At 52.9% G+C, this 25,373-nt stretch carries 21 protein-coding genes; 9 read left to right on the plus strand and 12 right to left on the minus strand.

Features of this window, described 5'->3' with window-relative positions:
- Positions 1-2: 2 nt before the first annotated feature.
- From efeB to putP, 6 genes are all read right to left on the minus strand, one after another.
- On the minus strand, positions 3-1,283 hold the full coding sequence (gene efeB, locus KUE00_RS00950) for an iron uptake transporter deferrochelatase/peroxidase subunit (RefSeq protein WP_246757624.1): 1,281 nt from the start codon (positions 1,281-1,283) through the stop codon (positions 3-5).
- A gap of 1 nt (position 1,284) precedes the next feature.
- Entirely contained in the window at positions 1,285-2,403 is a 1,119-nt protein-coding gene (gene efeO / locus KUE00_RS00955; RefSeq protein ID WP_246758059.1) for an iron uptake system protein EfeO, read from the minus strand.
- Positions 2,404-2,430: 27 nt separating this feature from the next.
- Complete coding sequence (gene efeU, locus KUE00_RS00960) at positions 2,431-3,258, minus strand: iron uptake transporter permease EfeU (RefSeq protein WP_246757625.1); 828 nt, start codon at positions 3,256-3,258, stop codon at positions 2,431-2,433.
- A 194-nt stretch (positions 3,259-3,452) separates the two neighbouring features.
- Positions 3,453-3,833, minus strand: a complete 381-nt coding sequence (locus KUE00_RS00965) for an HVO_A0114 family putative DNA-binding protein (RefSeq protein ID WP_246757626.1) — start codon at positions 3,831-3,833, stop codon at positions 3,453-3,455.
- A gap of 22 nt (positions 3,834-3,855) precedes the next feature.
- Positions 3,856-4,212: a toxin-antitoxin system TumE family protein gene (locus tag KUE00_RS00970; protein WP_246757627.1), complete on the minus strand. Its 357-nt coding sequence runs from the start codon at positions 4,210-4,212 to the stop codon at positions 3,856-3,858.
- Between the two features lie 207 nt (positions 4,213-4,419).
- Entirely contained in the window at positions 4,420-5,904 is a 1,485-nt protein-coding gene (putP, locus tag KUE00_RS00975; protein ID WP_246757628.1) for a sodium/proline symporter PutP, read from the minus strand.
- Positions 5,905-6,335: 431 nt separating this feature from the next.
- On the opposite strand from putP, the gene putA reads away from it, so the two are divergent.
- Entirely contained in the window at positions 6,336-10,286 is a 3,951-nt protein-coding gene (putA, locus tag KUE00_RS00980) for a trifunctional transcriptional regulator/proline dehydrogenase/L-glutamate gamma-semialdehyde dehydrogenase (RefSeq protein ID WP_246757629.1), read from the plus strand.
- A 95-nt stretch (positions 10,287-10,381) separates the two neighbouring features.
- Here putA and KUE00_RS00985 read toward each other — a convergent pair whose 3' ends face one another.
- Positions 10,382-11,215 (minus strand): oxidoreductase, encoded by an 834-nt coding sequence (locus KUE00_RS00985; protein ID WP_246757630.1) that lies wholly within the window; start codon positions 11,213-11,215, stop codon positions 10,382-10,384.
- Between the two features lie 105 nt (positions 11,216-11,320).
- Here KUE00_RS00985 and KUE00_RS00990 point away from each other — a divergent pair, with 105 nt between their 5' ends.
- Positions 11,321-12,241 (plus strand): AraC family transcriptional regulator, encoded by a 921-nt coding sequence (locus tag KUE00_RS00990; RefSeq protein WP_246757631.1) that lies wholly within the window; start codon positions 11,321-11,323, stop codon positions 12,239-12,241.
- On the opposite strand, the gene KUE00_RS00995 is transcribed toward KUE00_RS00990, so the two are convergent.
- Positions 12,238-14,364, minus strand: coding sequence for a sensor domain-containing phosphodiesterase (locus KUE00_RS00995; RefSeq protein ID WP_246758060.1), 2,127 nt, complete (start codon positions 14,362-14,364; stop codon positions 12,238-12,240). The genes KUE00_RS00990 and KUE00_RS00995 overlap by 4 nt on opposite strands.
- Before the next feature lie 801 nt (positions 14,365-15,165).
- On the opposite strand from KUE00_RS00995, the gene KUE00_RS01000 reads away from it, so the two are divergent.
- The 4 genes from KUE00_RS01000 (at position 15,166) to KUE00_RS01015 (ending at position 19,883) form a co-directional block, all read left to right on the plus strand.
- A complete protein-coding gene (locus tag KUE00_RS01000; protein ID WP_246757632.1) occupies positions 15,166-16,941 on the plus strand; it encodes a bifunctional diguanylate cyclase/phosphodiesterase in 1,776 nt (591 codons plus the stop codon).
- 155 nt (positions 16,942-17,096) lie between these two features.
- Positions 17,097-17,840 carry an alpha/beta fold hydrolase gene (locus KUE00_RS01005; protein WP_246757633.1) on the plus strand — a complete coding sequence of 248 codons (744 nt, stop codon included), beginning with the start codon at positions 17,097-17,099 and terminating at the stop codon, positions 17,838-17,840.
- Positions 17,841-18,108: 268 nt separating this feature from the next.
- Positions 18,109-19,152, plus strand: coding sequence for an NAD-dependent epimerase/dehydratase family protein (locus tag KUE00_RS01010; RefSeq protein ID WP_246757634.1), 1,044 nt, complete (start codon positions 18,109-18,111; stop codon positions 19,150-19,152).
- A 176-nt stretch (positions 19,153-19,328) separates the two neighbouring features.
- Complete coding sequence (locus tag KUE00_RS01015) at positions 19,329-19,883, plus strand: P-loop NTPase family protein (protein ID WP_246757635.1); 555 nt, start codon at positions 19,329-19,331, stop codon at positions 19,881-19,883.
- A gap of 164 nt (positions 19,884-20,047) precedes the next feature.
- On the opposite strand, the gene KUE00_RS01020 is transcribed toward KUE00_RS01015, so the two are convergent.
- Positions 20,048-21,244 carry an MFS transporter gene (locus KUE00_RS01020; RefSeq protein ID WP_246757636.1) on the minus strand — a complete coding sequence of 399 codons (1,197 nt, stop codon included), beginning with the start codon at positions 21,242-21,244 and terminating at the stop codon, positions 20,048-20,050.
- Between the two features lie 103 nt (positions 21,245-21,347).
- Between KUE00_RS01020 and KUE00_RS01025 the strand changes: the two genes are divergently transcribed.
- Entirely contained in the window at positions 21,348-22,265 is a 918-nt protein-coding gene (locus KUE00_RS01025) for a LysR family transcriptional regulator (RefSeq protein WP_246757637.1), read from the plus strand.
- A 281-nt stretch (positions 22,266-22,546) separates the two neighbouring features.
- Here KUE00_RS01025 and KUE00_RS01030 read toward each other — a convergent pair whose 3' ends face one another.
- On the minus strand, positions 22,547-22,819 hold the full coding sequence (locus tag KUE00_RS01030; protein ID WP_246757638.1) for a hypothetical protein: 273 nt from the start codon (positions 22,817-22,819) through the stop codon (positions 22,547-22,549).
- On the minus strand, positions 22,797-23,327 hold the full coding sequence (locus tag KUE00_RS01035; RefSeq protein ID WP_246757639.1) for a DUF2778 domain-containing protein: 531 nt from the start codon (positions 23,325-23,327) through the stop codon (positions 22,797-22,799). The genes KUE00_RS01030 and KUE00_RS01035 overlap by 23 nt, the downstream gene beginning before the upstream one ends.
- 240 nt (positions 23,328-23,567) lie before the next feature.
- Here KUE00_RS01035 and KUE00_RS01040 point away from each other — a divergent pair, with 240 nt between their 5' ends.
- Both KUE00_RS01040 and KUE00_RS01045 read left to right on the plus strand, forming a co-directional pair.
- Positions 23,568-23,870: a hypothetical protein gene (locus KUE00_RS01040; RefSeq protein ID WP_246757640.1), complete on the plus strand. Its 303-nt coding sequence runs from the start codon at positions 23,568-23,570 to the stop codon at positions 23,868-23,870.
- 284 nt (positions 23,871-24,154) lie between these two features.
- Positions 24,155-24,421 carry a tlde1 domain-containing protein gene (locus KUE00_RS01045; protein WP_246757641.1) on the plus strand — a complete coding sequence of 89 codons (267 nt, stop codon included), beginning with the start codon at positions 24,155-24,157 and terminating at the stop codon, positions 24,419-24,421.
- A gap of 40 nt (positions 24,422-24,461) precedes the next feature.
- Here the strand turns inward: KUE00_RS01045 and KUE00_RS01050 are convergent, their stop codons facing one another.
- Entirely contained in the window at positions 24,462-25,202 is a 741-nt protein-coding gene (locus KUE00_RS01050; RefSeq protein ID WP_246758061.1) for an SDR family oxidoreductase, read from the minus strand.
- Positions 25,203-25,373 lie beyond the last annotated feature (171 nt).

A 25,373-nucleotide genomic window follows, 5' to 3' on the forward strand; every position in this document is an offset into this window, starting at 1 on the left:
CATCAGGCCTGAAGTAAAGCTTGTCCAAGATAATGTTTGTCGTCAACGACGCCGGGCAGCGCGAAAAAATAACCGCCGCCGACGGGTTTGATATATTCTTCCAGCGCCTCACCATTGAGTCTTTTTTGTACAGCAAGAAAGCCTTTTTGCAAATCGTGCTGATAGCAAACAAACAGCAGTCCCATTTCCAGCTGGCCAGAATTAGACACGCCCAGCGAGTAGCTGTAGCCACGACGCAGCATCAGGTTTTCCTGGGTCTGAGGCGTGCGCGGGTTTGCCAGACGGATATGCGCGTCCAGCGGTGTAATCGTACCTTGCGGATCGCTGGCGTAGTCCGGCACATCGTGCTCGTTAAGCATGCCTAACGGCGCACCGCTGTGCTTGACGCGGCCAAAAATGTTTTCCTGTTCCCGCAGCGGCGTGCGATCCCAGAATTCAACATGAAACTGTATAATCCGGACGGCCTGATAGCTGCCGCCGACTGCCCAGCCAGGCTCATCCTGCTTAGTGGTCACCCATAAGATTTTATCCATCAGTGAGCCATCGGCCGTATTGGGATTGGCCGTGCCGTCTTTGAAGCCCAGCAAATTAATCGGCGTCTCTTTACCCTGGCTGCGCGCTGCGTGGTCCGAGATAAACCCTTCCCGCCGCCAGCGAACGCTAAGGAGATCCGGCGTATGCTTGATGATATCACGCAGCGCATGGATAACGGTGTCGTTGGTGTTAGCACAGATTTGCAGCAGCAGATCGCCATGGCACAGGCTGGCATCCAGAGCATCGTTAGGAAAACGCGTCATCGGCTGTAACCTGCGCGGCTTTAACGCCTGCAGGCCATAGCGTTCGTCAAACAAGGCATTGCCGACCGAAACCGTTATCGTCAGGTTATCGGGATAAATCGTTTCACCCAGGATACCGGAATCCATCGGCGGCAGGCGAGGATTAGTGACCAGCGGCGCTTTACCGCCCCGGGTCAAAAAAGCAATGCGATCGGTCAAAAGTCTGAACAGGCGTTCCAGATCGGCCTTATCCGCAGCCAGCACGTCAAAGGCCACCAGCATCATCGCCGCCTGCTGTGGCGTGACGATGCCCGCCTGATGCGGGCCGAAGAAAGGCTGGGTCTGCTGTCGGGCATTGGGCGACAGCGCGCCCGGCGAAAACGATTTTTCCGTCGCGCCATGTGCCGGACAGCCGCCCGTCAGCGCGACGCCGCCAAGAATACCCATTCCCTTAAGCAGACGGCGGCGCGAAGGCAGCGCCGCTTCGTCATCAGCTCGCTTTACCATACTAATCCAGTCCCAGCGTTCCGCGCAGTAAAGCCAGGTCTTCCGCCAGCGTAGTGACAGGCCCTTTCATCGCGGTACGGTCGGCGCTGGTTAACTTGTCATAGGATTCAAATCCTTCGCCGCTGCGATATTTAGATAAAACCGCGTCAACTTTCTTAAAGTTAGCGTCGATTTTCGCCAGCAGGTCGGGATTGGCTTTTTGCAGCATTGGACGCAGCAGGTTAACGATCTTTTGTGCACCATCAATGTTGGCCTGGAAATCCCACAGGTCGGTACGGCTGTAGCGATCTTCTTCGCCGGAAATTTTGCTGGAAGCAACCTCTTCAACCAGATCGGCCGCACCACCCACCACTTTACCCGGCGGGAAAGCCAGTTCGCTGACGCGTTTTTGCAGTTCCAGCGTGTCGGCATAGAGCCTGTCGGCGTAGCTTTCCATGCCTTTGGTTGACTTGTCGCCCCACAGCGCTTTTTCCAGGCGGTGGAAGCCGGTGAATTTAGGATCGGCGGCCTTTTTCTCATAGTCATCTTCACGGGCATCAATGCTGCCGTCCAGATCGGAGAAAAGCTCAGCGATTGGCTCAATACGCTCGTAGTGCGCGCGCGTTGGCGCATAGAGCGCCTGCGCTTTCTCAATGTCGCCCGCTTTAACCGCATCGGTAAAGGCTTTGGTGCCCGTAACCAGCGCGGCTACTTCACTGTTGACCCAGGTCTTGTAGTCGGCCAGTGGGCCAGCCAGCTGCATCAGCACCGGCTGCGCGTCTGACTTATCCTGCGCACCTTTCACCACCAGCTTGCCTTTAGGGTTGCTGAGCAATCCACAGGTCATTTCATATTCGCCCGCTGCAAGATTAGCGGTCAGCTTTTGCGTAAAACCTGGCGCGATGTTTTCCCGCTCTTCCACCACCATGACCCCTTTCAGGATCTCCCACTCCAGCCCTTTCTGGCTGTTGTTCTGGATAATAAACTGCGTCTTACCGGCATTGACGGTAACGTTCATCGGCTCGCACTGCTTGTCGTTAACCGTGATTTTTACCTGGGGTACATTTGCAGCCAGAGCAGCAGAAGAACAGGCCAGCAGCGCTGCCGCCAGCGACGTCTTACGAAAACGGTGAATCATGATAAATCCCTTAGGTGTAAGCCGAACAAATTAACGTGAAATTGCCGCAGCCGAAGGCCGTGCAGGCAGACAATAAAGCAGCAGCGCAGGAATGAAATAGCAAAGCCAGACCGTGACCTCACTGACGCTTGGCGCTTCCTGATAGCCAAAAACGCCTTCCAGCAGCGTACCGGTTAGCGTACTGGTAGAAAGCACGTCGCTGAGATCGAAAGCCTGGCCCTGGAACGCGTTCCACAAGCCGGCTTCATGAAATGCACGAACGGCACTCGCCGCAAGGCCCGCCGCGACCAGCAGGATAAACAGGCTGGTCCATTTAAAGAACACCGCCATATTCAGCCGCACGCCGCCCCAGTAAATCAGCATGCCGAGCACGATAGCCGTGGCCAGCCCCAGGATAGCGCCAACCGGCGGCGCAATACCGACATCCTGCTGAAAGGCCGCCAGCAGAAAAAAGACCGATTCCAGCCCTTCACGCGCGACGGCCAGAAAAACCATCAGCACCAGCGCCCAGCCACCGCCCTTTCCGCGCTGTAAAGCGTTATCCACCGCGCCTTCCAGATGCACTTTGATATTGCGTGAAACTTTGCGCATCCAGAACACCATTCCGGTAAGGATGCAGACGGCGACAACCGCTACCACGCCTTCAAAAAGTTCCTGTTCCTGCTGGGGAAACTCGCCGGTGGTCTCGTTGATAACGTAGCCCAGCACCAGGCAGAGCGTGGCGGCGACAAACACGCCAACCCACATTGCGCCAAACCATTCGCTGCGTTGGGTGCGCTGCAAATAGCTGGCAATCAGGCTAACGATCAGCGCGGCTTCGAGGCCTTCGCGTAACATAATCAGAAACGGCACAAACACAGGCACCTCGGGCATCAAAGAAGGAACGGGCTACGGGTAAAGAAGGGTAAATCTAAACGATACCGATTATCATTATCGGCATAAGAAATACAAGAGGCGGGCCGTTTATTTTCACTGTCTGAGGTGGTCTTACGCCTTCAGGCTGGCGAAACATGGAAGGAAGTGAACGCCCCGCACAATGACGGGGGAAACGCTTATGCGGCAGCGCTGGCTTTTCGGGGCGGGAAACGGGCGGTTCTGATATCAAATTCGGTAAAAATAGCGACGGGTTTGATGCAGTTATTACCTTTTACCTTTTTTACAAAACCGTGCTTTGCCAGCGTGGTAAGCGTGGCTGAAAGATTGCTCTTTGCCCGTCCCGACAATTCCGCCAGGCGGGAGATGCTTTCTGGTTTTTCCCGATCGATGAGATCCAGCAGCTCAAGATTTTCAGGGCTGAGGATCTGTGCGACGGCATTAAGCGATGAAAACCAGATTTTCGGCTCATCCTCAGCGGGCACATATTCTTTTCTGACAATCGCCATTATTCGCGCGCGAAATTCATTTTCCGGCATAATACCAATAAGTGCTTTCATAATAGTCCCTTGTTTTATAACGTCATTGGATCACTTGCGCGATAATGTCGTCAACAGCGGTAAAAAAATGTTCCATGAGCTGTGCCGCATCAACAAAATCATAAGGCTTACCCTTATCTGTCAGCGTCTGGTGCACGTGATCCCATCGCTGGATCCGAGCTCTTGACATTCTTTTTTGCGGACAGTGAGGCGCATGTGCATTATCCATACCGTAAACACGTTGATTATGGCGATCGTGCAGCGTTAACGAATATCTGATGCCATGTGGCCTGTTAATGCCCGGCTCTACCCGATAAGCGATAATTTCATACCAGTAGCCACAGGCATATTCATATTTTGTACCGTGCAAGCTCAGAAGCGTTTCTAATCCATAGTCCATGCAACAAATCCTTGTTATATGACCCAATCATAACCCTATAAAAGTAGCGTTTCAACCTTTCGCTTTCTTAAGATCCTCATAATTAACCTGATGCCTGCCGTTATTCTGCCCCCACCCGCGCATAAAAAAGGCCCGCCGAAGCGAGCCTTAGCTTGTAAACAAAGCGCTTAAGGTTTATCCACCACCTTTAAGCTTTGTCACCTACTGTTAACGCGAATGGAACTCGGCCTCCGCCGTTTCAAAACGCGCTACCGCCGCTGCGGAAGGCTTGCTGCCAATCATGCTGAATACCACGATAGCAATGCTGGCAAAGATGAATCCCGGAATGATTTCATACAGGTTCAGCCATGCGTATTGCTTCCAGATCAGCACGGTAGCGGCACCCACGATAATACCGGCAAGCGCACCGTTACGCGTCATGCGCTTCCAGATAAGCGAGAAGACCACTACCGGGCCGAAGGCAGCACCAAAACCTGCCCAGGCGTAGCTTACCAGTCCCAGTACGCGGTTATTGGGGTTAGAAGCCAGCGCGATAGCGATCACCGCCACCAGCAGCACCATCAGCCGCCCTACCCAGACCAGCTCGCGCTGGGTAGCGTTTTTGCGCAAAAAGTTCTTGTAGAGATCTTCCGTCAGCGCGCTGGAGCAAACCAGCAGCTGGCAGCTCAGCGTCGACATCACCGCCGCTAAAATAGCAGAAAGCAGGATCCCGGCAATCCATGGATTGAACAGAATTCGAGCCAGCTCGATAAAAATACGCTCGCTGTTATCGCTGACGCCCGCCGCCAGTTCAGGATGGTTCTGGAAATAGGCAATTCCGAAGAAACCGACGGCTACTGCGCCACCGAGGCACAGGATCATCCACGCCATACCGATACGGCGCGCGCTACGGATAGAGTGGTGAGAATCTGCCGCCATAAAGCGAGCAAGAATGTGTGGCTGGCCGAAATAGCCAAGCCCCCAGCCCAGCAGCGAAATTACCGCCACGAAGTTCAGGTTTTTCAGCATATCGATATTCTCAATGCTTTTGGCCTGAATAACCGCCAGCGAGTCGCTCAGTCCACCTACGGCAAAAATCACCATTACCGGCGTCAGAATCAAGGCAAAAAACATCAGCCCGGCCTGGACGGTATCGGTCCAGCTTACTGCCAGGAAACCACCCACAAAGGTATAGATGATGGTGGCGGCCGCACCGGCCCACAGCGCCGTTTCATAACTCATGCCAAAAGTGCTTTCAAACAGGCGGGCACCGGCCACAATGCCGGAAGCGCAGTAAATAGTGAAGAACACCAGAATGACCAGCGCCGAGATAACCCGCAAGATTTTGCTATGGTCTTCAAAACGGCTGGCAAAGAAATCCGGCAGCGTTAATGCATTATCGTGATGTTCGGTTTGTACGCGCAGGCGTCCGGCAACGATCTTCCAGTTCAGATAGGCACCCAACGTCAGGCCGATGGCGATCCAGCTTTCTGAAATGCCGGACAGGAAGATAGCGCCGGGCAAGCCCATCAACAGCCAGCCGCTCATATCTGATGCGCCTGCCGACAGTGCGGTTACCACGCTGCCAAGGCTACGTCCCCCGAGAATATAGTCGTCAAAATTCTTGGTCGAGCGCCAGGCCATAAAGCCGATAAACACCATGCCAAGAATATAAACGCAAAAGGTCACCATCATCGGTGTACTTACTGTCATTCAGGTTCTCCACTTATTATTGTTAATGTGCAACCGCCAGGCTATTTGCGTTACCGCCGGAACGTAGCGGTGCCACTCATCCCCATCCCAGGCGGGGTATCCTGCCGTAAACCGTCAGCTGGTACAACACCGCTGAATGGTTTAACACACTCGTTACATAAATTTCACCTTACATCGTTTACGGCGATCTGACAGGTTGCACTGGATCACAAACTCACCGGTAGCACCTGCCAAAAAACCCCTGTAAAACCAGAAATTGTGGCGTTTCGCAAATCTGGCCGGATTCTTGCAGCAATATTCATGCCGCTTTTAAAAAAAGCGATTTTGCACTCTGCAATCAGGGTCACATTTAACAAGGTTGCACAAAGTTGCAACTTAAGTGATATTGCTTGCCAGTTTCATTTTTGACTATTTGCAAGGAGTTTGAAGGCATGGGCACAACCACTATGGGCGTTAAGCTGGACGAGGCCACGCGCGACCGTATTCGCCAGGCCGCGGGCCAGATCGACCGCACGCCGCACTGGCTGATTAAACAGGCTATTTTTAACTATCTGGAACAGCTGGAAAGAGGCGACGCCCTGCCGGAATTCCCTTTGCAGGCGGTGGCTCAGGAGAACGACGAGGCGCCGGTTGAAGAACTGCATCAGCCGTTTCTGGAGTTTGCAGAACATATTCTGCCCCAGTCGGTTACGCGCTCGGCCATCACTGCGGCATGGCGCACGCCTGAGACGCAGGCAGTGCCGATGTTGCTTGAGCAGGCTCGTCTGCCCGAGCCATTAGGACAGCAAACGCAAAAGCTGGCTCATAAGCTCGCTAACGCCCTTCGGCACCAAAAAGGTGCAGGTGGACGCGCCGGAATGGTGCAATCGCTGCTGCAAGAGTTCTCACTCTCTTCTCAGGAAGGCGTGGCGCTGATGTGCCTGGCGGAAGCGCTATTACGTATCCCGGATAAGCCAACCCGTGACGCGCTGATCCGTGATAAAATCAGCAACGGCAACTGGCAGTCGCATCTGGGCCGTAGCCCTTCGATGTTTGTTAATGCGGCGACCTGGGGTTTGCTGTTTACCGGCCGCCTGGTGGCAACGCATAACGAAGCTAACCTCTCCCGCTCTCTGAACCGCATCATCGGTAAAAGCGGCGAGCCGCTGATCCGCAAAGGCGTGGATATGGCGATGCGCCTGATGGGCGAACAGTTTGTTACCGGCGAAACCATCGCGGAAGCGCTGGCCAATGCCCGCAAGCTGGAAGAGAAAGGCTTCCGCTACTCTTATGACATGCTGGGCGAAGCCGCGCTGACGGCTAAAGATGCCGAAGCCTATCTGGTTTCCTACCAGCAGGCGATCCACGCTATTGGTAAGGCTTCTAACGGCCGCGGCATTTATGAAGGCCCGGGCATCTCAATCAAGCTCTCCGCTCTGCATCCGCGCTACAGCCGCGCGCAGTATGAACGCGTGATGAGCGAGCTTTACCCCATCCTGAAATCGCTGACGCTGCTGGCGCGCTCTTACGACATCGGCATCAATATCGATGCGGAAGAAGCGGATCGGCTGGAGCTGTCGCTGGATCTGCTGGAAAAACTCTGCTTTGAGCCGGAACTGGAAGGCTGGAACGGCATCGGTTTTGTTATTCAGGCCTACCAGAAACGCTGCCCGTTTGTGATCGACGCGCTCATCGATATGGCCCAGCGCAGCCGCCGCCGCCTGATGATCCGTCTGGTAAAAGGCGCCTACTGGGACAGCGAAATCAAACGCGCGCAGATGGACGGACTGGAAGGCTACCCGGTATTCACCCGCAAGGTTTACACCGATATCTCTTATCTGGCCTGCGCGCGCAAGCTGCTGGCGGTACCTAACCTGATCTATCCGCAGTTTGCTACGCATAACGCGCACACGCTGGCGGTGATCTATCAGATGGCGGGTAACAACTATTATCCTGGCCAGTATGAGTTCCAGTGCCTGCACGGCATGGGCGAACCGCTGTACGAACAGGTTGTAGGCAAAGTGGCCGACGGCAAGCTGAATCGCCCATGCCGTATTTATGCGCCGGTCGGTACACATGAAACGCTGCTGGCCTATCTGGTGCGTCGCCTGCTGGAAAACGGCGCAAACACTTCTTTCGTTAACCGTATTGCAGACAACACGCTGCAAATTGAAGACCTGGTTGCCGATCCGGTACAGGAAGTCGAAAAACTGGCCCGCACGGAAGGCGCAATCGGCCTGCCGCATCCAAAAATTCCTTTGCCGCGCGATCTGTATGGCGACAATCGCCAGAACTCTGCCGGTCTGGATCTGGCCAACGAGCATCGTCTGGCTTCGCTTTCCAGCGCCCTGCTGAACAGCGCTATCCAGCCGTGGCATGCCGCGCCGGTTATCGATGGTGAAACGGAAAGTGGCGAACAGCTGCCGGTCGTTAACCCGGCAGAGCCTGCCGATATCGTTGGCTATGTGCGCCACGCTACGGCCCGGGAAGTTTCTACCGCGCTGGATGCCGCCGTCAACGCTGGCCCAATCTGGTTCGCCACCCCGCCTGCCGCGCGTGCAGAAATTTTGACTCGCGCCGCCGAAATGATGGAAGGACAGCTACAGCGTCTGCTGGGTATCCTGGTACGTGAAGCGGGCAAAACCTTTAATAACGCCATTGCCGAAGTGCGTGAGGCCGTGGACTTCCTGCACTACTACGCCGGGCAGGTACGTGACGATTTTGATAACGAAACGCACCGTCCGCTGGGCCCGGTAGTCTGTATTAGCCCGTGGAACTTCCCGCTGGCGATCTTTACCGGACAAATTGCCGCCGCGCTGGCCGCTGGCAACAGCGTGCTGGCTAAGCCTGCCGAACAGACGCCGCTGGTCGCCGCTGCCGCCGTTGCTATTCTGCATGAGGCGGGCGTGCCGGTGGGTGCGTTACAGCTTCTGCCGGGCATGGGTGAAACCGTGGGCGCGCAGCTGACCGGCGATGACCGCGTACGTGGCGTCATGTTTACCGGTTCTACCGCGGTCGCAACGCTATTACAGCGTAACCTTGCAGGTCGTCTGGATCCGCAGGGAAGACCAACGCCGTTAATCGCTGAAACCGGCGGTATGAACACCATGATCGTCGACTCTTCCGCGCTGACTGAACAGGTGGTGGTCGATATCGTCGCCTCGGCTTTCGACAGTGCGGGCCAGCGCTGCTCTGCCCTGCGTATGTTGTGTATTCAGGAAGACGTGGCCGACCATACGCTGCAAATGCTGCGCGGCGCGATGGCCGAATGCCGCATGGGTAATCCTGAACGTCTTTCAACCGATATCGGTCCGGTGATCGACAGCGAAGCGAAAGAGAATATCGAGCGCCATATTCAGGCGATGCGCAGTAAAGGGATGAAGGTTTACCAGGCCGCCTTTAACGATGCGCACGACAGTAAAGAGTGGCAGAGCGGCACGTTTATTCCGCCAACGCTGATTGAGCTGGAAAACGTCGCGGATCTGGATAAAGAGATCTTTGGCCCGGTCCTGCACGTGGTGCGCTATAACCGCAGCACGCTGCCGAAAATTATCGAGCAGATTAACGCCTCCGGCTATGGCCTGACGCTGGGCGTGCATACGCGTATTGATGAAACCATCAATCAGGTTACCGCCAGCGCCAGAGTGGGCAACCTGTACGTTAACCGTAATATGGTTGGCGCCGTGGTTGGCGTGCAGCCGTTCGGCGGCGAGGGCCTTTCCGGCACCGGTCCAAAAGCGGGCGGGCCGCTTTATCTGTATCGTCTGCTCTCTAACCGTCCGGAAGGCGCGCTGAAGCTGACGCTGGATCGCCAGGACAGCGAACGTCCGGTTGATGCGGCGCTGCGCCCGGTATTGCTGACCACCCATCAGACGCTGACGGAATGGGCGAAGGATAAGCCAGAGCTGGCGGCAATTTGCAAACAGTTCGCGGAACTGGGACAAAGCGGCACCGTTCGTCTGCTGCCTGGCCCAACGGGCGAGCGCAACACCTTCACGCTGCTGCCGCGCGAGCGCGTACTTTGCCTTGCGGATAACGAGCAGGATGCGCTGGTGCAGCTTGCCGCCGTGACCGCCGTAGGCAGTCGTGCGCTATGGCAGGATGATGAACTGCATCGCTCGCTGGCGAAGAAGCTGCCTGCGGCAGTGCAAAGCCGTATCGACTTTGCCGCCAGTCCGCTGGCGCAGCAAACTGAGTTTGACGCGGTGATTTATCACGGCGATGCCGATCAGCTACGCAGCGTTTGCGAAACCGTAGCCGCACGAGAAGGCGCGATTGTTTCGGTACAGGGCTTTGGCCGTGGTGAAACCAATCTGCTGCTGGAGCGTTTGCTGATTGAGCGTTCACTCAGCGTTAACACTGCGGCGGCAGGCGGCAATGCCAGCCTGATGACCATCGGTTAATCTCCGTTTACTGTAGCAATATAATAACGGGGCGAACTTCGCCCCGTTTTCTTCTCTTCTTCTGTGTAAATTTTGCAGCGCTTATCTTTCGTTACTCAACCATCCGTTGAGCGCGTCACTTCTTCCCATTGTTCTATTTCCTTGCTGAGCGCCGCGAGCTTTTGCCGCACCAGACTTAATGCATCACTGCCTAATAACAGCTGTGTTGGCGGGTTCTGGCTCTCAATGATTGCCAGCATGGCGCGTGCAGCCTTCACGGGATCGCCGAGTTGCTTACCGCTTTTTTCCTCACGTGCCTGTCGAATGGGATTAAATAAAGCGTCATAGTCCGGGATGCTGCGCGCGCTGCGTACCATCGATCGTCCGGCCCAGTTGGTGCGAAAGGAGCCAGGCGCCACGGCCGTCACGTGTATATTGAACGGAGCAAGCTCTTTGCTTAACGTTTCTGATATGCCAGCCAGGGCGAATTTGCTGCCGCAGTAAGAGCTGATGCCGGGCATAGTGATAAAACTGCCCATCGAGGTGATATTAATAATATGGCCGTGACGCCGCTGGCGCATGCCCGGCAGCACGGCTTTAATCATCGCTACCGCGCCGAACACATTTACGTCAAACTGACGGTGCACTTCTGCAAGCGAGGATTCTTCCATGATGCCCTCATGGCCGTAACCGGCATTGTTGACAAGCACGTCAATCGGACCAACGGTGGATTCAATTTCCGCAATCACCTTATCAATACGCTCAAAGTCGGTAACATCAAGCAGGCGGCTAAAGGCCCGCTGCGCATCAAGCGCATCGAAAGCCTGCTGTGCCTCGTGATTGCGCACGGTGCCGATAACCCGATGGCCTGCGGCGAGGGCTTCCTGCGCCAGCGCACGACCAAACCCGCTGCTGACGCCGGTGATTAAAAGTGTTTTTGCAGATGTCATAAAAAGAATTCCCATGAACAGTGGAAGTTGAATGGTATTCTCTGCCTTGCCGCTTTTTTAGGCCGTATTTTCTGTTTTTCTTGCCTGATCTTATGAGGTGCAGTGATGTCCGTGATGATCACTTTAGTGAAAGCACTCGCCGTGCAGGAGGGATATAACCTTACTGCATTGCCTGATGTACGAATTTTGCGTGCCGATCGTCCACTCGCCAGAACCCCGGTGCTTTACGATCCGGGGATCGTCATTGTCTGCCAGGGCAGCAAGCGCGGCTTTTTCGGTCAGCAGACCTATTTATACGATGAACAGCACTATCTGGCGGTTTCGGTGCCGGTACCGTTTGTGATGGAAACCGACGCGTCAGCAGAACATCCCTTGCTGGCGATTTATCTGCATCTGGATTTTCAGCTGGCCGCTGAACTCCTGTTGCAGATCGAAAAGAATGCTGTCCCGCATCCTCCTGCCGCACCGCAAAGTATGATCTCGAGTCCGATGGACGATAAGGTAACCATGGCCGTGCTGCGCTTGCTTGAGAGCCTGAACGATCCGCTTGAAGCGGCGATCCTCGGCCCCGCCAGGGTTCGTGAGCTCTATTTCCGCGTATTGACAGGCGCACAGGGCAATGCAATGCGCGCCGCGCTGGCCTTACACGGGCAGTTTGGCAAAATCGGCAAAGTGATCCAGCGCATCCATACCTGCTACGCAGAGTCGTTAACGCTGACGCAACTGGCTAAAGAGACCGGAATGAGCGTGCCGACTTTTCATACTCACTTCAAAGCAATAACCCGTATGCCGCCGATGCAGTATGTAAAATCGGTGCGCCTGCACCAGGCGCGGATGTTGATGGTGCGTCAACATATCACTGCCGCCGCCGCGAGTTACGCCGTCGGCTATGAAAGTCCTTCGCAGTTTAATCGCGAGTTCAAACGCCTGTTTGGCCTGCCCCCGGCAGAAGAGATAAAACGCATGCAGCGTAACTTCGCCATCCCACCGGTGCAGCCAGCGTCGATATTCGTTTCTTCCCATTAAAATTTGCTGTGCGGCGACGTGCTGCGTTCCTCCGTCAGCAGCGTCTCAAAGTCCGATACGGTAAGCGGTCGGCATAATCCGTTACCCTGCATAATGTCGCACTGCGCGCTGGTCACAAACGCCTGCTGCATCCCCTCTTCGACACCTTCCGCCGCCACGTTAATGCCCAGGCTTTTGCCCAGCGCGGCCATCGCCCGGAACATCGTCTGTACATGTATGTTAGTGCTGAGCTCGTGCGTCAGCGATTTGTCAATTTTAAACCCGCTAAAGAAACCGTGCCGCAGCAGGCTCATGGCCCCCAGCGTGCGGCCATAGTGATCGATAACAAAAGAAGCGCCCGTTTTCCGGACCGCTTCGAAATGCGCGGGCGCATCCTGAAACAGCGTCGTCAGCAACGGCTCGTCCACTTCGAAATCAACAAAGTCCGCATCGCCGCCAACGCATTCGCGCAGTACCGTTTCCAGCGCGTTGCCGGCCAGCTGGCGAGGAAACAGGTTAATGCTGACGCGCAGCTGCGGGCAGCGGATTTGCCACTGGCGAACCTGTGCCAGGGCGGTACGGATTATCCATTCGCCAAGGGTGACCGAAAGCGGACTTTTCACCAGCATGTCGATAAAAGCGGCCGGAAGCAGCAGGCCACGAGCCGGATGCTGCCAGCGAACCAGTGCCTCGCAGCCGAGCAGACGTCCGCTTCCGACGTCATAGCGCGGCTGGTAATGCAGAACAAACTGCTGCTGACGTACGGCGGTTTCCAGTTCACGCTCAAAACGCCGCCGCCGCTGTTCGGCCTCGCGAAACGCTGGCAGAAACAGAACGCTGCAACCCTTGCCAGACGCTTTGGCACGGTAAAGAGCCAGATCTGCCGCTGACATCACGGATGAGGGATCCTGTCCATGTTCCGGATAAGATGCTATCCCTGTGCTCGCGCCGACCACCACGGGCGAACCGTGATAGCGAAACGGCGTCTGTACCGCTGCAATCAGGCGTCCGGCAGTCAGCGTTGCCTCACTGCTCCCGCCCGGCAGCAGGATAATGAATTCGTCGCCCCCCAGCCGCGCAGCCATGACCGCATGCTCGCAGACCGCGCGGATCTGCTCGGCCACATGGCATAAAAGCGCGTCGCCTGCGGCGTGGCCGAGGGTGTCGTTAACCTCCTTGAAGCCATCAAGGTCGGTCATCAGCAGCGTATAAGGCACGCCGGCCTCGGTCAGCTGGCCAAGCTGCTCCATGAATGCGCTGCGGCTGGCAAGGCGCGTGAGCATATCCAGCGAGGCCAGCTCGCACAGGCGCGCTTCACTTTCATGTCTGGCCGTCACGTCGCGGATGATCATGCCGACCAGCCTCTCACCGTTTTCCCGCCAGCCCGAGAAAGAGACCTCGGCCGGAAACTCCTCGCCGTTGCGGCGCAGTCCCCAAATCTGGATGGTACGCGGACGGGCAATGGCCTCTTCGTCACTGATCAGATGCGCAAGCTCGTTGCGGTAATCGGCCTGGCAGCGTTTGGGGATGAGATCCGCTACGTACTGACCGACCATCTCTTGCGCGTCAAAGCCGAACATTCTGGTCGCCGCCGGGTTCCAGAAAGTGATACCGCGGCAGAGATCGGTGCAGATAATGGTATCTGGCGAGGTCGTGGATATCGCCTGTAACCGCTGCTGGCTGGCATGGCGCAGCAGCTCCAGACGGCGGATTTCCATCCGGTCCATAACCAGCGCGGCAATGTCGGCCAGGTGTTGGCGATCTGCCGGTGTAAGCGGCGGACGCGGCTGCGTATCGATCAGGCAAACGGTGCCGATACGGTAACCATCCGGCGTGGACAGCGGAATACCCGCGTAAAAGCGGATGTTAGGGTAGCCGTGCACCAACGGGCTGTCGCAAAAACGCGGATCGTCTAGCGCGTCCGGCACGCAGAGGATATCAGCCTGCATCAGCGTATGATCGCAGAACGCTACGCTGCGGGCAGTGCCGGAAATATTCAGCCCGTAACAGGACTTGAAGAGCTGCTGCTGGTCGTCAATCAGTGAGATAAAAGCGACCGGCACGCGAAAGAGGCGTGCTGCGAGCGCGGTAAGACGGTCGAGCGCCTCTTCCGGAAGCTCGTTTGTCAGCTGATACTGCGCCAGTGCGGCAAGGCGGGCAGCTTCCTGGTCTGAGAGTGGGCGTTTCAGAGTTTGTCCCCTTTGTTATGGTGTGCTGTAGCCGACATGACGCAGCAAATGGGGACACGTTCAATCAGACGAGACAGCTGAACTCTGCCGTGTCGCCGCCGGAAGAAAGGCCCGAAAAGCCTGGCCCTGCCGCAGGCGGGGTCAGATAAAAAGTCTTATCGCATTATCATTTTTCGTAACATGAGCGGGCAATGCATCAGGCAGGTGAAGCCCCTACCCCAGCCAGCCACCAGTTACCGAAAAATAATGTTTTCCGCTAATGTCGTTACCCTAATATCGACCTTCTCCGGAAGAACTTAAGGCACCCGGGCGCAAAGATTCCTGTTATTTTTTTGCAGGCCTCCACGCAAATTGCACAGGTAGTTCGTTCGGCATTAGCAGGCGCACATGGCTGCACGCTACAGGATAAGGAAGATAAAAGTAGTAAATTAAATACACTTTATTACTTTGTATGGATCCTGATTACTTTGTATGGCGCTTGCTTACCTGTATTATCAGGACGCATGTGTTTTTTTAAATCAAATAGCCGCCAGTCTTATTAATAAAATAAAAACCGCACAATGAAATAAAAGAATCGTTCCTCACTAATTATTTCATTAAAGAAATAAAAAGTGACGTCAGACCAGTTATCGCCTATTGTAGGCATTAAAATAAAGCTTCAATTGTTTTCCCTTCGCAAACATTGCGCGTTATTACGATCCACTACTCACTCTTTTTTTAATTTCGCATCGGAACAGGGCCGGGGCGGAGGACCTTATGCAAATGAATTTTACCGGCGACGAAGATCGCCAGGCGCTGAAAGCGCTGCGCAGCCCCGATGAAAGCCGCGACGATGTGCTGCGCAGGTTTGTCCGTCTGGCCAGCCAGTCGCTGGGTATTCCGGGCAGCTTTATCTCCGTACTGGACGACGAGCACCAGCACGTGCAGGCGGCCCATAATTTTGCCCTCGCACAGTCCTCACGCGAAGATTCTTTGTGTCGGCATGCGGTGGATGGCGATACTGCGGTGATCGTACCTGATACCTGGCTGGACAACCGCTTTGCTACTCACCCGCTTATTACCGGCGCGCCCTATATTCGCTTTTATGCTGGCGTGCCGCTGAAATATCAGGGAGGCGTCGTGGTAGGGACGCTGTGTGTGACCGACACCGCCCCTCATCCATTTAATGCCGAGCAGATGGTTACGCTGAAACTACTGGCCGCGCTGGTGACGTCGTTTCTGGAAGCCTGGCATGCGGCCAGCTTTACCGATCCGGTTACCGGCCTGCCTAACAGCCAGCGCCTGATCCGCGACCTGCAGTTTCTGGCAACATCCGAAGACCTTGCGCCACGCCGGCTGGTGCTGATTGACTGCATCGATATGCCGCGCGCTTATGAGCTGGCTCGCTCAATGGGCATGGGGCCAGTGGAAAGCCTGCTTAAGGATGTGGCCACGCTGCTTCCTCTGCGTCTGCGGCCCGCGTCCGGCGATATGCTGTACACCGTTGCCACCGGGCGCTTCGCGCTGCTGACGCGAGATAACAGTCACCTGACCGCAGATTGGGTGGCAAGTAAGCTGGCAGGTATCAGCGCCGATCTCGGTGAAGGTATCGCCGTTGCCCTTGCAACGCATACCGGTGAAGTCACCTTTACGCCTGACGAAATTTCTGCCCAGGAGGCATTGCGCCGCGCGGTAAGTGCCCTACATGAAGCCATCGCACGCGGGGCTTCCTCGATGCGTTTCAACCAGTGTGCCGATACGCGCCATACCCGAGACTTTACCCTGATCCACGAGCTGGCTTCCGCCCTGCGCGAAGATAATGGACTCTGGCTTGCCTGGCAGCCCAAAATTTGTCTGCACAGCGGTAAACCGGTGGGGCTGGAAGCGTTAATCCGCTGGCGGCACCCGCAGCGCGGCGAGCTTAGCCCGGCCCAGTTTTTGCCGCTGGCCGAACAAACCGAACTGCTCAGCGCGCTAACGGTTTGGGTCACGGACCGCGTAATCGAACGCCTTTCGCGCCTGCGGAACAGCGGCATTCAGCTTCCGGTCACTATTAATATCAGCAGCGACGACTTTTCCCGCCAGGATTTTGCCGACGTGCTGGAAATGAAGATGATAAAAGCAAAATTGCCTACCTCGCTGCTGGGCATTGAGTGTCTGGAGACGGAGCGGATTATTGAAAGTCCCTCTGCCATCAAGGGACTGGAAATGCTTAAGCTGCGCGGCTTCGGCATATCGCTGGATGACTTTGGGACCGGCTACAGTAATATCAGCTACCTGCGACGTATGCCGCTGGACATTATTAAGCTGGACAGGACGCTTATCAGCAAAATTTCATCCGATACGGCGTCGCGCATTATTGCCCGCAGCATTATTGGCATGCTCAAAGAGCTGGACTATACCGTGCTGGCCGAAGGCGTCGAAAACGCGGAGACCGTCACCGCGCTGGCGGAATACGGCTGCGACCAGGTACAGGGATTTTTCTATTCCCGGCCGCTGCCTGAGGTGGAACTCGACAAATGGCTCTCCTGGAAGCTGCGCGACCAGTGCTGAGTGGATTTTGAGGGCTTCCTGCTAATCTGGTAATCAGGTTTGCATTTACTTTTTCATTTATTCTTACCGGGTGAATCTAACCAGGAAATGGTGGTTGGACTTTCTTCAGGAGCGGGTTCAGAGTTAAAAGGAACGATAAAAGCACAGGAATCTTCATGCCTTACACATCAGGAACACCGCGACTCTTTTACCGTACGCAAGGGAAAGGCCCTTTAATCATCATGCTGCACGGCCTTTTGATGAGTGGGCAATGTTGGGAGAATAATGGTTTAATCTCAGCATTTAGCCCGTATTTCCGCGTTATCTGTCCCGACATGGTGGGACATGGAGCAAGCGAAAAACCGGATAAGCAGGAATGGTATACGCGGCAGAGCCAGGCTTTAGCCATTGTGAGGCTGATGGATGAGCTGGGTTATGACAAAGCGCATTTAATTGGCTATTCCGCCGGAGCCTGGCTGGCAATAGAGCTCATCCGTTGTTACCCGGACCGGCTACATTCTGTGATTCTGGGAGGCTGGGACTGTTTAAAAGGACTTCCTGAAACGCCGGTGGGTAAACTCACTTTTGATATTTTTATGTCCTTTGCCCGGGAAGTAGCATCGGAACTCACCTCCCCCCTTTCCCCGGATGATGAACAAAGTGCAGCACGCTTTTTTAATGAATTAGGAAAGCCTGCGCAGGAGACGGAAAACTTATTTAACGTTAAAGTGCCGGTCTTATTTTGGGCAGGACGCGATGACCCGTATTACGCCGCTATGCATGAACTGGCAGAAAAACATGCGATACAGCTGATCTCAGGTAAAGGCGATCATCTGCGCGAGGTCAATCATCCGGATGATGCGACTATAAGTAAAATGCTCAAATTTGTCAGAGAACAAGAGCCTTCCTCTGTTCAGTAGCCTGGCCCTTATTAATTAAAGCCTGAATAATGCAGCTGAATAAATTTCTTTACGGTAATAGTTACGCTGCTGTAGTTGTTCTACAGAGCGATACACGCTTCAGGGTTGTAGAAGATAGCTAAAATCGCTTTTCTGCATTGAAGAAACCTGATATCCGCTTCGCTCGCTCATCTTTGTTTGACTCATTACGTCATATAGATCACTTTTTAATGACGGCGTTCGGCAACAGCTCTGTTTCCTGCCGACGTGAAACCAAGTGGAGAACTGTATGAATAACAAGCACGTATTGCTGGTCGGTGCAAGCGGTGTAGTTGGCTTTGCCGCTCATGATTCCTTCCATAAAGCGGGCTGGCAAATCACTACTCTTGGGCGTTCCTCGCACAGTCCCCATCCTTCTCCTCATATCAGCGCCGATCTGACCTCTTCAGAGGATCTTCATCAGCACCGCGAAGCGTTTGAAACAGTGACCCATATCTTTTACGCGGCATTGCGTCAGGATCCCAATCCAGGCGTGGAGGCGGATGTTAATGCGCTAATGTTCGAGAACCTGATCGGTGCGGTGCGCTCGTCAGGCAATATGTTAAAGCACATTATATTTATTCAGGGCGGGAAGGTTTATGGCGCACATCTGGGTGTTTACCGTACCCCGGCACGGGAAGAGGACAGCCGTCATTTTCCGCCAAACCTCTATTTCCGTCATGAGGACTATGCAAAAAAGATTGGCGAGGAAGGCATCGGCTGGACTGCGCTGCGTCCGGATATCGTCATCGGCCACTCGTTTGGATCGCCTATGAATCTGGGAAATTTGATTGGCGTATACGGTACGATTTGCCGCGAAACGGGAACCGATCTGCATTTCCCCGGCACGGATGAAGCTTATCGCAATACGCTGGTGAACATTACCGACAGCCGTATACTTGGTCAAAGCGCTATCTGGGCTGCCGAAAATGCCAGGTTTGGCGCGTTCAATATTACCAATGGTGACGTGTTTCGCTGGTGTCATGTCTGGCCGAAACTGGCTGAATGGTTCGGCGTAGCGGTTGGCGAGGCGCAGCCTGTCTCGCTTAGCGAACGTCTTGGCGGGCTCAAGCCTCTCTGGTCATCCATCGCCGACAAGGCGCAACTGAAAGAGAGGGATATCGATAAGCTGGCGCTGGGAGGATTTGGAGATTTCATCTTTCATGTTGAGAAAGATGCCATCTTTGACGTCACTAAAGCGCGCCAGGAAGGGTTTGACGCCATGACCAGGCGCTCCGATGATGTGTTGATCGAGCATCTGAAAGCCATGCGAAACAGTAAACTTATTCCCTGACAGCTCAGGTAGCCCGTCGTCTGGCGGGCTACTGACCTGTTCTTCATATCGGACGTTATCAGGTCCGCATAGTATTTATTACCGGAGAGCAGAACCTAAGGGCTTGCTGGAGAGTATAGTTTTTTAATATAGCTGTATTTTATGGTTACCTTTTAGGATGTTTGAGAGGCTGGCAGGTGAATATTTCTTTATCATTAGATGACCTCGGCTCACGCATTTGTATCATGGGGCCATCAAATAGCGGCAAATCCACTTTGGCAAAAGCCATAGCTTCTAAAACAGCTTTACCTTTAATCCATCTTGATCAATTGCACCATCTGCCTGATACAAAATGGGTCCCTCGTGAACCAGAAGATTTTTATCGGTTGCATGCAAAGGCAGTTTGCGAAGAAAGATGGGTAATGGACGGTAATTACACAAAGTGCCTGTCTACGCGACTTGAACGTGCCACAGGACTGATCTTACTTGATGTGCCAGTGGTAATAGCGTTGCAGCGCTATATACGCCGATGTTATTCGTCAAATCCCAGGATCGGTGGACTCAATACTGGAAGGGAGAATGTGACATGGGAAATGCTTAAATACATAGTGCATGTTGCGCCTGAAAATCACCTTCGGCACAGGAAGATTTTCGAGCGGGCAGCGATCCCCAAGCTGATGCTGACAGTACCCCGTGATATCAACGCCTGCTATCGAAACTGGGATCTAAACGGGGATTTCAAAAAAGGTTAATACTCCTCTGAGAGGAGTCAATCAGTCATAACCATCTGTACCTGGCTCAATTAAATTGCTAACTCGCTCAATGCACGTGAAACGCCAGCCTGTCCGCTCATCGCTCAAAGTTGCCTGTTAAACCTTGCGTAGGGCAGCCCTGTGCCAGAAGCGAACATCGCTAATCAATGGAGAGGGTCAGGAGTACGCTTAGCCAGCTTCTTTTGAAGTATTAAGACCATTACGGGAAATGCAGATGCGGCTAACGCACTGACAACCAACAGTCTGTTTAGATTTTGCGTTGTTATTCCCCGGTCAGGGAGTAATAAGGAAGACAGAAAGAATGCGAGAGTAGTTATCAGGTACATGATTGCTGTCTGTAGCGAAGAAAAACTGGCCCGTTGTTCGTTCTCAGGATAGTGGACAGCAACTGAAGAAGCGGAAACAAGTCGGCTATATGAGGCTGCAAGAAATAAAGTTATAAAAAGAAATGCACTATGATATCCCATCGCAGGAATTAGCAAACTTGCTATAAATAACAGGGTTGAAACTGTTGCCAACATCAGAGCAGATAAACGCGTCGTTAAAATACCTGTTATCCTTGTGGAGAAATAGCCTGCAATGCCTCCGCTTAAAAACAATAAGGGTAACAGGTTTTGCTGTGCTCCCATATATTGCATCATTAATGGCGTTAAAACAGGAATAATCAGCATTGGACTAAATTGTACCAGTGCAGTACAAGATGCGAAAAGTAAAGTTTGAGTATTAACAGACAGGTTAACCTTCACGCCTGGCGAGACTTTCTCCCCAGGAAGGATTAATACTATTAACGGTAAAGACAGTATGCAAAGTGAACTGATGGACCATAGCGCAGCAGGCCAACCGTAATGCGTGCACAAAAATAATACAGCAGGCATTCCGACGATACTTACCATCGAAAATGAGGCAATCACCGTTGCCAGTATTTTTCCACGTAGGTTTGCTGGGACATTATTTATCACAATACTCGTACCCACCCCCATTGTCGTCCCACCAACCAATCCTGCGCAAAATCGGAGCACCAGAAGGACGCCAAAATGAGTAGTGAGTGTAGAAAAAAATGTTAGCGCTCCCAGCAGTACCATATTCCACAATAAAAATTGTTTTTTATTAAACCGGTCGATGCAATAAAAAGCGACAATTCCAGAAATGACGGCACCTGACGTGTACATACCTGAGACATAGCCAGAAAACGCTACTGGCACTGAAAACCTCTCTGCCATAAAAGCAAAGACAGGCGTTAACGCCATGTACTCCAGCGCATTAGTGAACTGGACAAAAGCTATTACAATGGCCATCGGCATAAGGGATTTATGATTAAATGTTTGTGCGATCGGTGGCATAGCAGGCAACCTGTTGATAAAAGATATCTGAGTTTAACTGCTATCACTGATGATTATTATATGGTAAAAATGGCACTCACTATTATCATATATGGGATAGTTGATGCGTTCGGCTCTTGATTTTAATACTCTAAAAGTGTTCATTGCTGTGGTAGAAAAAGAGAGTTTTGTTGGGGCCTCTAAACTCCTTGAAATGCCGACATCAAACGTCAGTCGCTGTATTTCTCAGTTAGAAGAAAAACTAAATCTTCAGCTCATTGAGCGCAGCACCCGACATATGAAACTCACCCAGGCGGGGCACCTGCTCTATATCCGAGCAAAGCCATTACTGGAGGCGCTTGAGCAAACTGAAACAGAGTTAACATTGCGGCAAATGCAACTTAAGGGTCCATTGCGCATCTGTATCCCCAATGAATCAGGGCCTGCATTGCTGGGTTCTGTTATTGCCGATTTCGCCTGTCAGTACCCGGAACTGGAGATTAGCTGCGTCACAAATCTGTCAGGCTTTGAATCTTTGCGAGACGATCTGGATTTAGCTGTCATTATTACCCGTGGTCAGATGGATGACAGTGACTATGTAGCCCGTCATCTGATGACTATCCCTTGCACCATTGTTGCAGCCCCTTCCGTCATTCAGCGGTATGGCACCCCTTCTCATATCCGGCAGTTTGAAGAATTACCCTGTATTACAACGGTAAATGCACTGAAAGGCGCTCCCTGGCAATTTACCAGTATGAAAGGAGGATTCGAGACGGTTAAGGTTAAAGGGCATTATCGGGTAAACAGCGGAGAGATGGCAGGACGAGCTGCACTGGCAGGTGTCGGGTTTGCGATTTTGTCGAAACAAGCCTGCCAACCCTACATTAACGATGGACGGTTAATAGAAATTGAGTTTCAACAATCCGCAGCCCCACTGCAATTATTCGCAATTTATTCAGATCGGCGCTACTTGCCCGCTAAAACAAGAGCGCTCATAGATTTCATGCAGCAGGAATTAAGCAATCTGTCTCCGGCAACATAAGGCGCTATTGCATCGCTACAGAAAGTCCAGTTGGCATAATAAATCTTTACTTAACACAGAACGTCCGCTTGTTGTTATAGCGGACCAGAAGCCAGGCCTGACTTTGCTGCTCACTACCTTGTTCAGAACGCTGAGTGAAGCATGGCAATCATGGCCTTAGCTCTCTCTTTATGATGGGTTGCTATTTATAATAAGCTACTTTGAAGCGCCTGATGTTATTGACCCGCTACCGAACCGAAATTAGAAGGAAACAGAGCGCCCTTGCCTTTTACCGGATCAGCCTACCTGCGTTTTACTTTTTTAACTGCCATTTTTACCAGCCAATACATGGCCAGAGCGTAAAACGCGGTAACAGTCATCAGAGAAAAAAACGTCACCGGATCCGTACCTGCTTCATATACGTCATCCTGGTAACGGCTGAAAATTTGGTAAGAATGTTCAACGAGCCACGCTGTCAGCGGATAGAGCGGCATTCCGTAACGTGACGCCATAAAGGCCAAAATAAAGCAGACGAAAAATCCCGCTTTTTTTCTAACGAATTTTGCAGTTTGCAAAGTTACTTTCTCCCTGAACATCAACGTAGCCGTATGCCATCAAGCCGTTTCGCGAACCCGGCACGCGAACTTTTTTTCTCCGGAGCAGCGCCTGCCTTACCATGTAGAAATCAGCACGCCGCACGAAGGTGATACACCCTTCACTTTCTCCGAACCCGTCTGGCCGAAGCGGATGCAGGCGAAAACCGCCGCGTGCAACGCCGTTGATCAAGATGGAATCATTCATCGTTTCCGAATTAAAGAGCGCAAACCACTCTGAATGATTTGAGCTGTTCCAAATGTCGACGGCCCATCCTCTGATCCGATTTGCGATACTGCCTTCCGGGCGCGGAACAATCCAGTAGCGCCCGATCGGAATGGCACTGTTAGGCCTGTAGGTACAGTCTGGATCGTTGGTATAAGGCTTCTGGCCGGAAAAGACCGGAAAGGTCCCCACGCCGTAAACGTGCAGCTTTGCCTCGCCACCGCCTTTTGTCAGATCGTCATAGGTCATTCTCATCAATTGCATTACACGTTCCCTGTAATTGCATTAAACGCTCCCTGTAAGCTATCAGGCATGCCAGTAAATCGGGCGATGCTATCACACCTGCAGAGTGAAATTAACGGGCAGGCTGACGCCCACGGCCAAAACTCTTCCATATCTGCCCTTCACTCATATTTACCATAACATCTGCAGTAAGAACTGATTTTGGTTGATTTTTTATACAAAAATGCAATCTTCTTAGGATCATTCCCAGGAGATCGTTAAATGCTTAAGACCATACGTTTGTGTCTGTTATCGGCTTTACTGGTACCTTTTCTTTTCAACACTATTGCCACAGCAAAAGGAACTGTGTCAGACGCACAGGTAAAACAGGCCATTATTGATGAATCAATAGCAGCCTATCCTGGAACATGCGCGTGCCCCTTTAATAGTGCAAGAAATGGCAGTTCCTGTGGTGGCCGCAGCGCGTGGAGTAAGGCTGGTGGTTATTCACCGATCTGCTACAAAAAAGAAGTAACTAAGGATATGGTTAAACAGTGGAGGGAGTCCCATTCAACGAGTAATTGATGGTCCCTCCCTCATTTCCATGCCGCTCATCCGGCGGCACACTCTAATGCTCAGAGTCCTCGCTTTTAACATAACCTCAGTTGCCCTCACCGCAGAAACGCCCTCAGCGCATTTCTGCAGCGTTCGGTCGAAAAGCACACTTTTTCCCTGCCAAAAATTCCGAAAACGCATTCTGATAAGTTTTATACAAGTGCACGGGCATGTATAAAAGTGAGTGGCGGTGGATTTCGCGTGGATATTGATAAGCAAAACGGTTTTTTTAAGATTCTTCAGCCTGCGATGGTATGAAGATCTTTATTAAAGGCGAATGGTTTGCCCTTTACAGGCAGGATGGAAAAATTGATGGCTTTACCTGGATAAACGGCGTGAAACACGGAAATTTTCGACTTCACTTTCCTGGGCCGCCAGGCATTTCTGAAGGCTGTATAGCCCCAAAAAACCGCAGTGATTTTCTGAGTATTCGCCAGTACTTGCTTAGCACTCAAACCCGAAAACTGCCTGACGAGTTGGTAACCTACGACGAGATTGAGGTGGTTACCAATGGAAATTAAACGCCTGCCTCTGGGAAGCTGCCGCCACCCTGGTAAAAAATCAGTAATGTACCAGTCCGCCATCTACAGCGTACTGGCTGCCGGTAACGTAAGATGCGTCATCAGACAGGAGGAAAAGTGCAACTGCGGCGGCTTCTTCTGCTGTTCCTGCACGCCCCAGAGGGACCTGACTTACCACAAAATCTTCAAACTGCTGACGCGACTCTTCTGGCATAAAATGCCTGAAGTTCGTTTCAATTGGTCCCGGCACCAGAGTGTTAGCGCGAATACCGCGTTCAGCCAGAGCGGCAGCCCAGCTTTTAACCATAGCGATAACCGCACCTTTCGTCGCTGCGTATAAACTTGTCATTGCCGCACCTTCATACACAGAGGAAGATGAAGTTACCAGAACAGATGCGCCTGAACTCAGGGAGCCGGAGAGAGCTGCCAGCTGAAGCATCGGACCTCGTACATTAGTATTCATCATACGATTAAAGGCCTCTGCCGTTACTGACTCCGGAGAGCTTACCTCAGCGAAACCGGCATTGAGCCACAATCCATCAAGCGAACCCCAGCCGCTAATAGCGGTCTGCAGCGCATTAATATCTGCTTCGCTGGCAGCATCGCTTTTAAGAATAAGCGATGTTTCAGGCAGTAGATTACGGGCGCATTCCAGCCTTTTTTCATTGAGTCCTGTAATGGCTACATGACCGCCTTCTCTGACAATGCGCTGAGCACCTGCCAACCCCATACCGCTGGAACCGCCAGTAATCAGTACGCGTTTACCCTCAAATCTGCTCACGTTTACTCTCTCATTTGGCTTTAACATTCTCGAACACATTACAAAAAATAAACATCAGCGGTCATCTGTTTCAGCATGCAACTATGACCTTACAGATTGACTATCTGCTTCTGGCTGTGAGCTTAACGGGTCAATGCAACGCTCTCCACCAGACTGGTGGATACCGCCTTC

The sequence above is a fragment of the Erwinia phyllosphaerae genome (assembly GCF_019132875.1).
GTDB classification, from domain to species: domain Bacteria; phylum Pseudomonadota; class Gammaproteobacteria; order Enterobacterales; family Enterobacteriaceae; genus Erwinia; species Erwinia phyllosphaerae.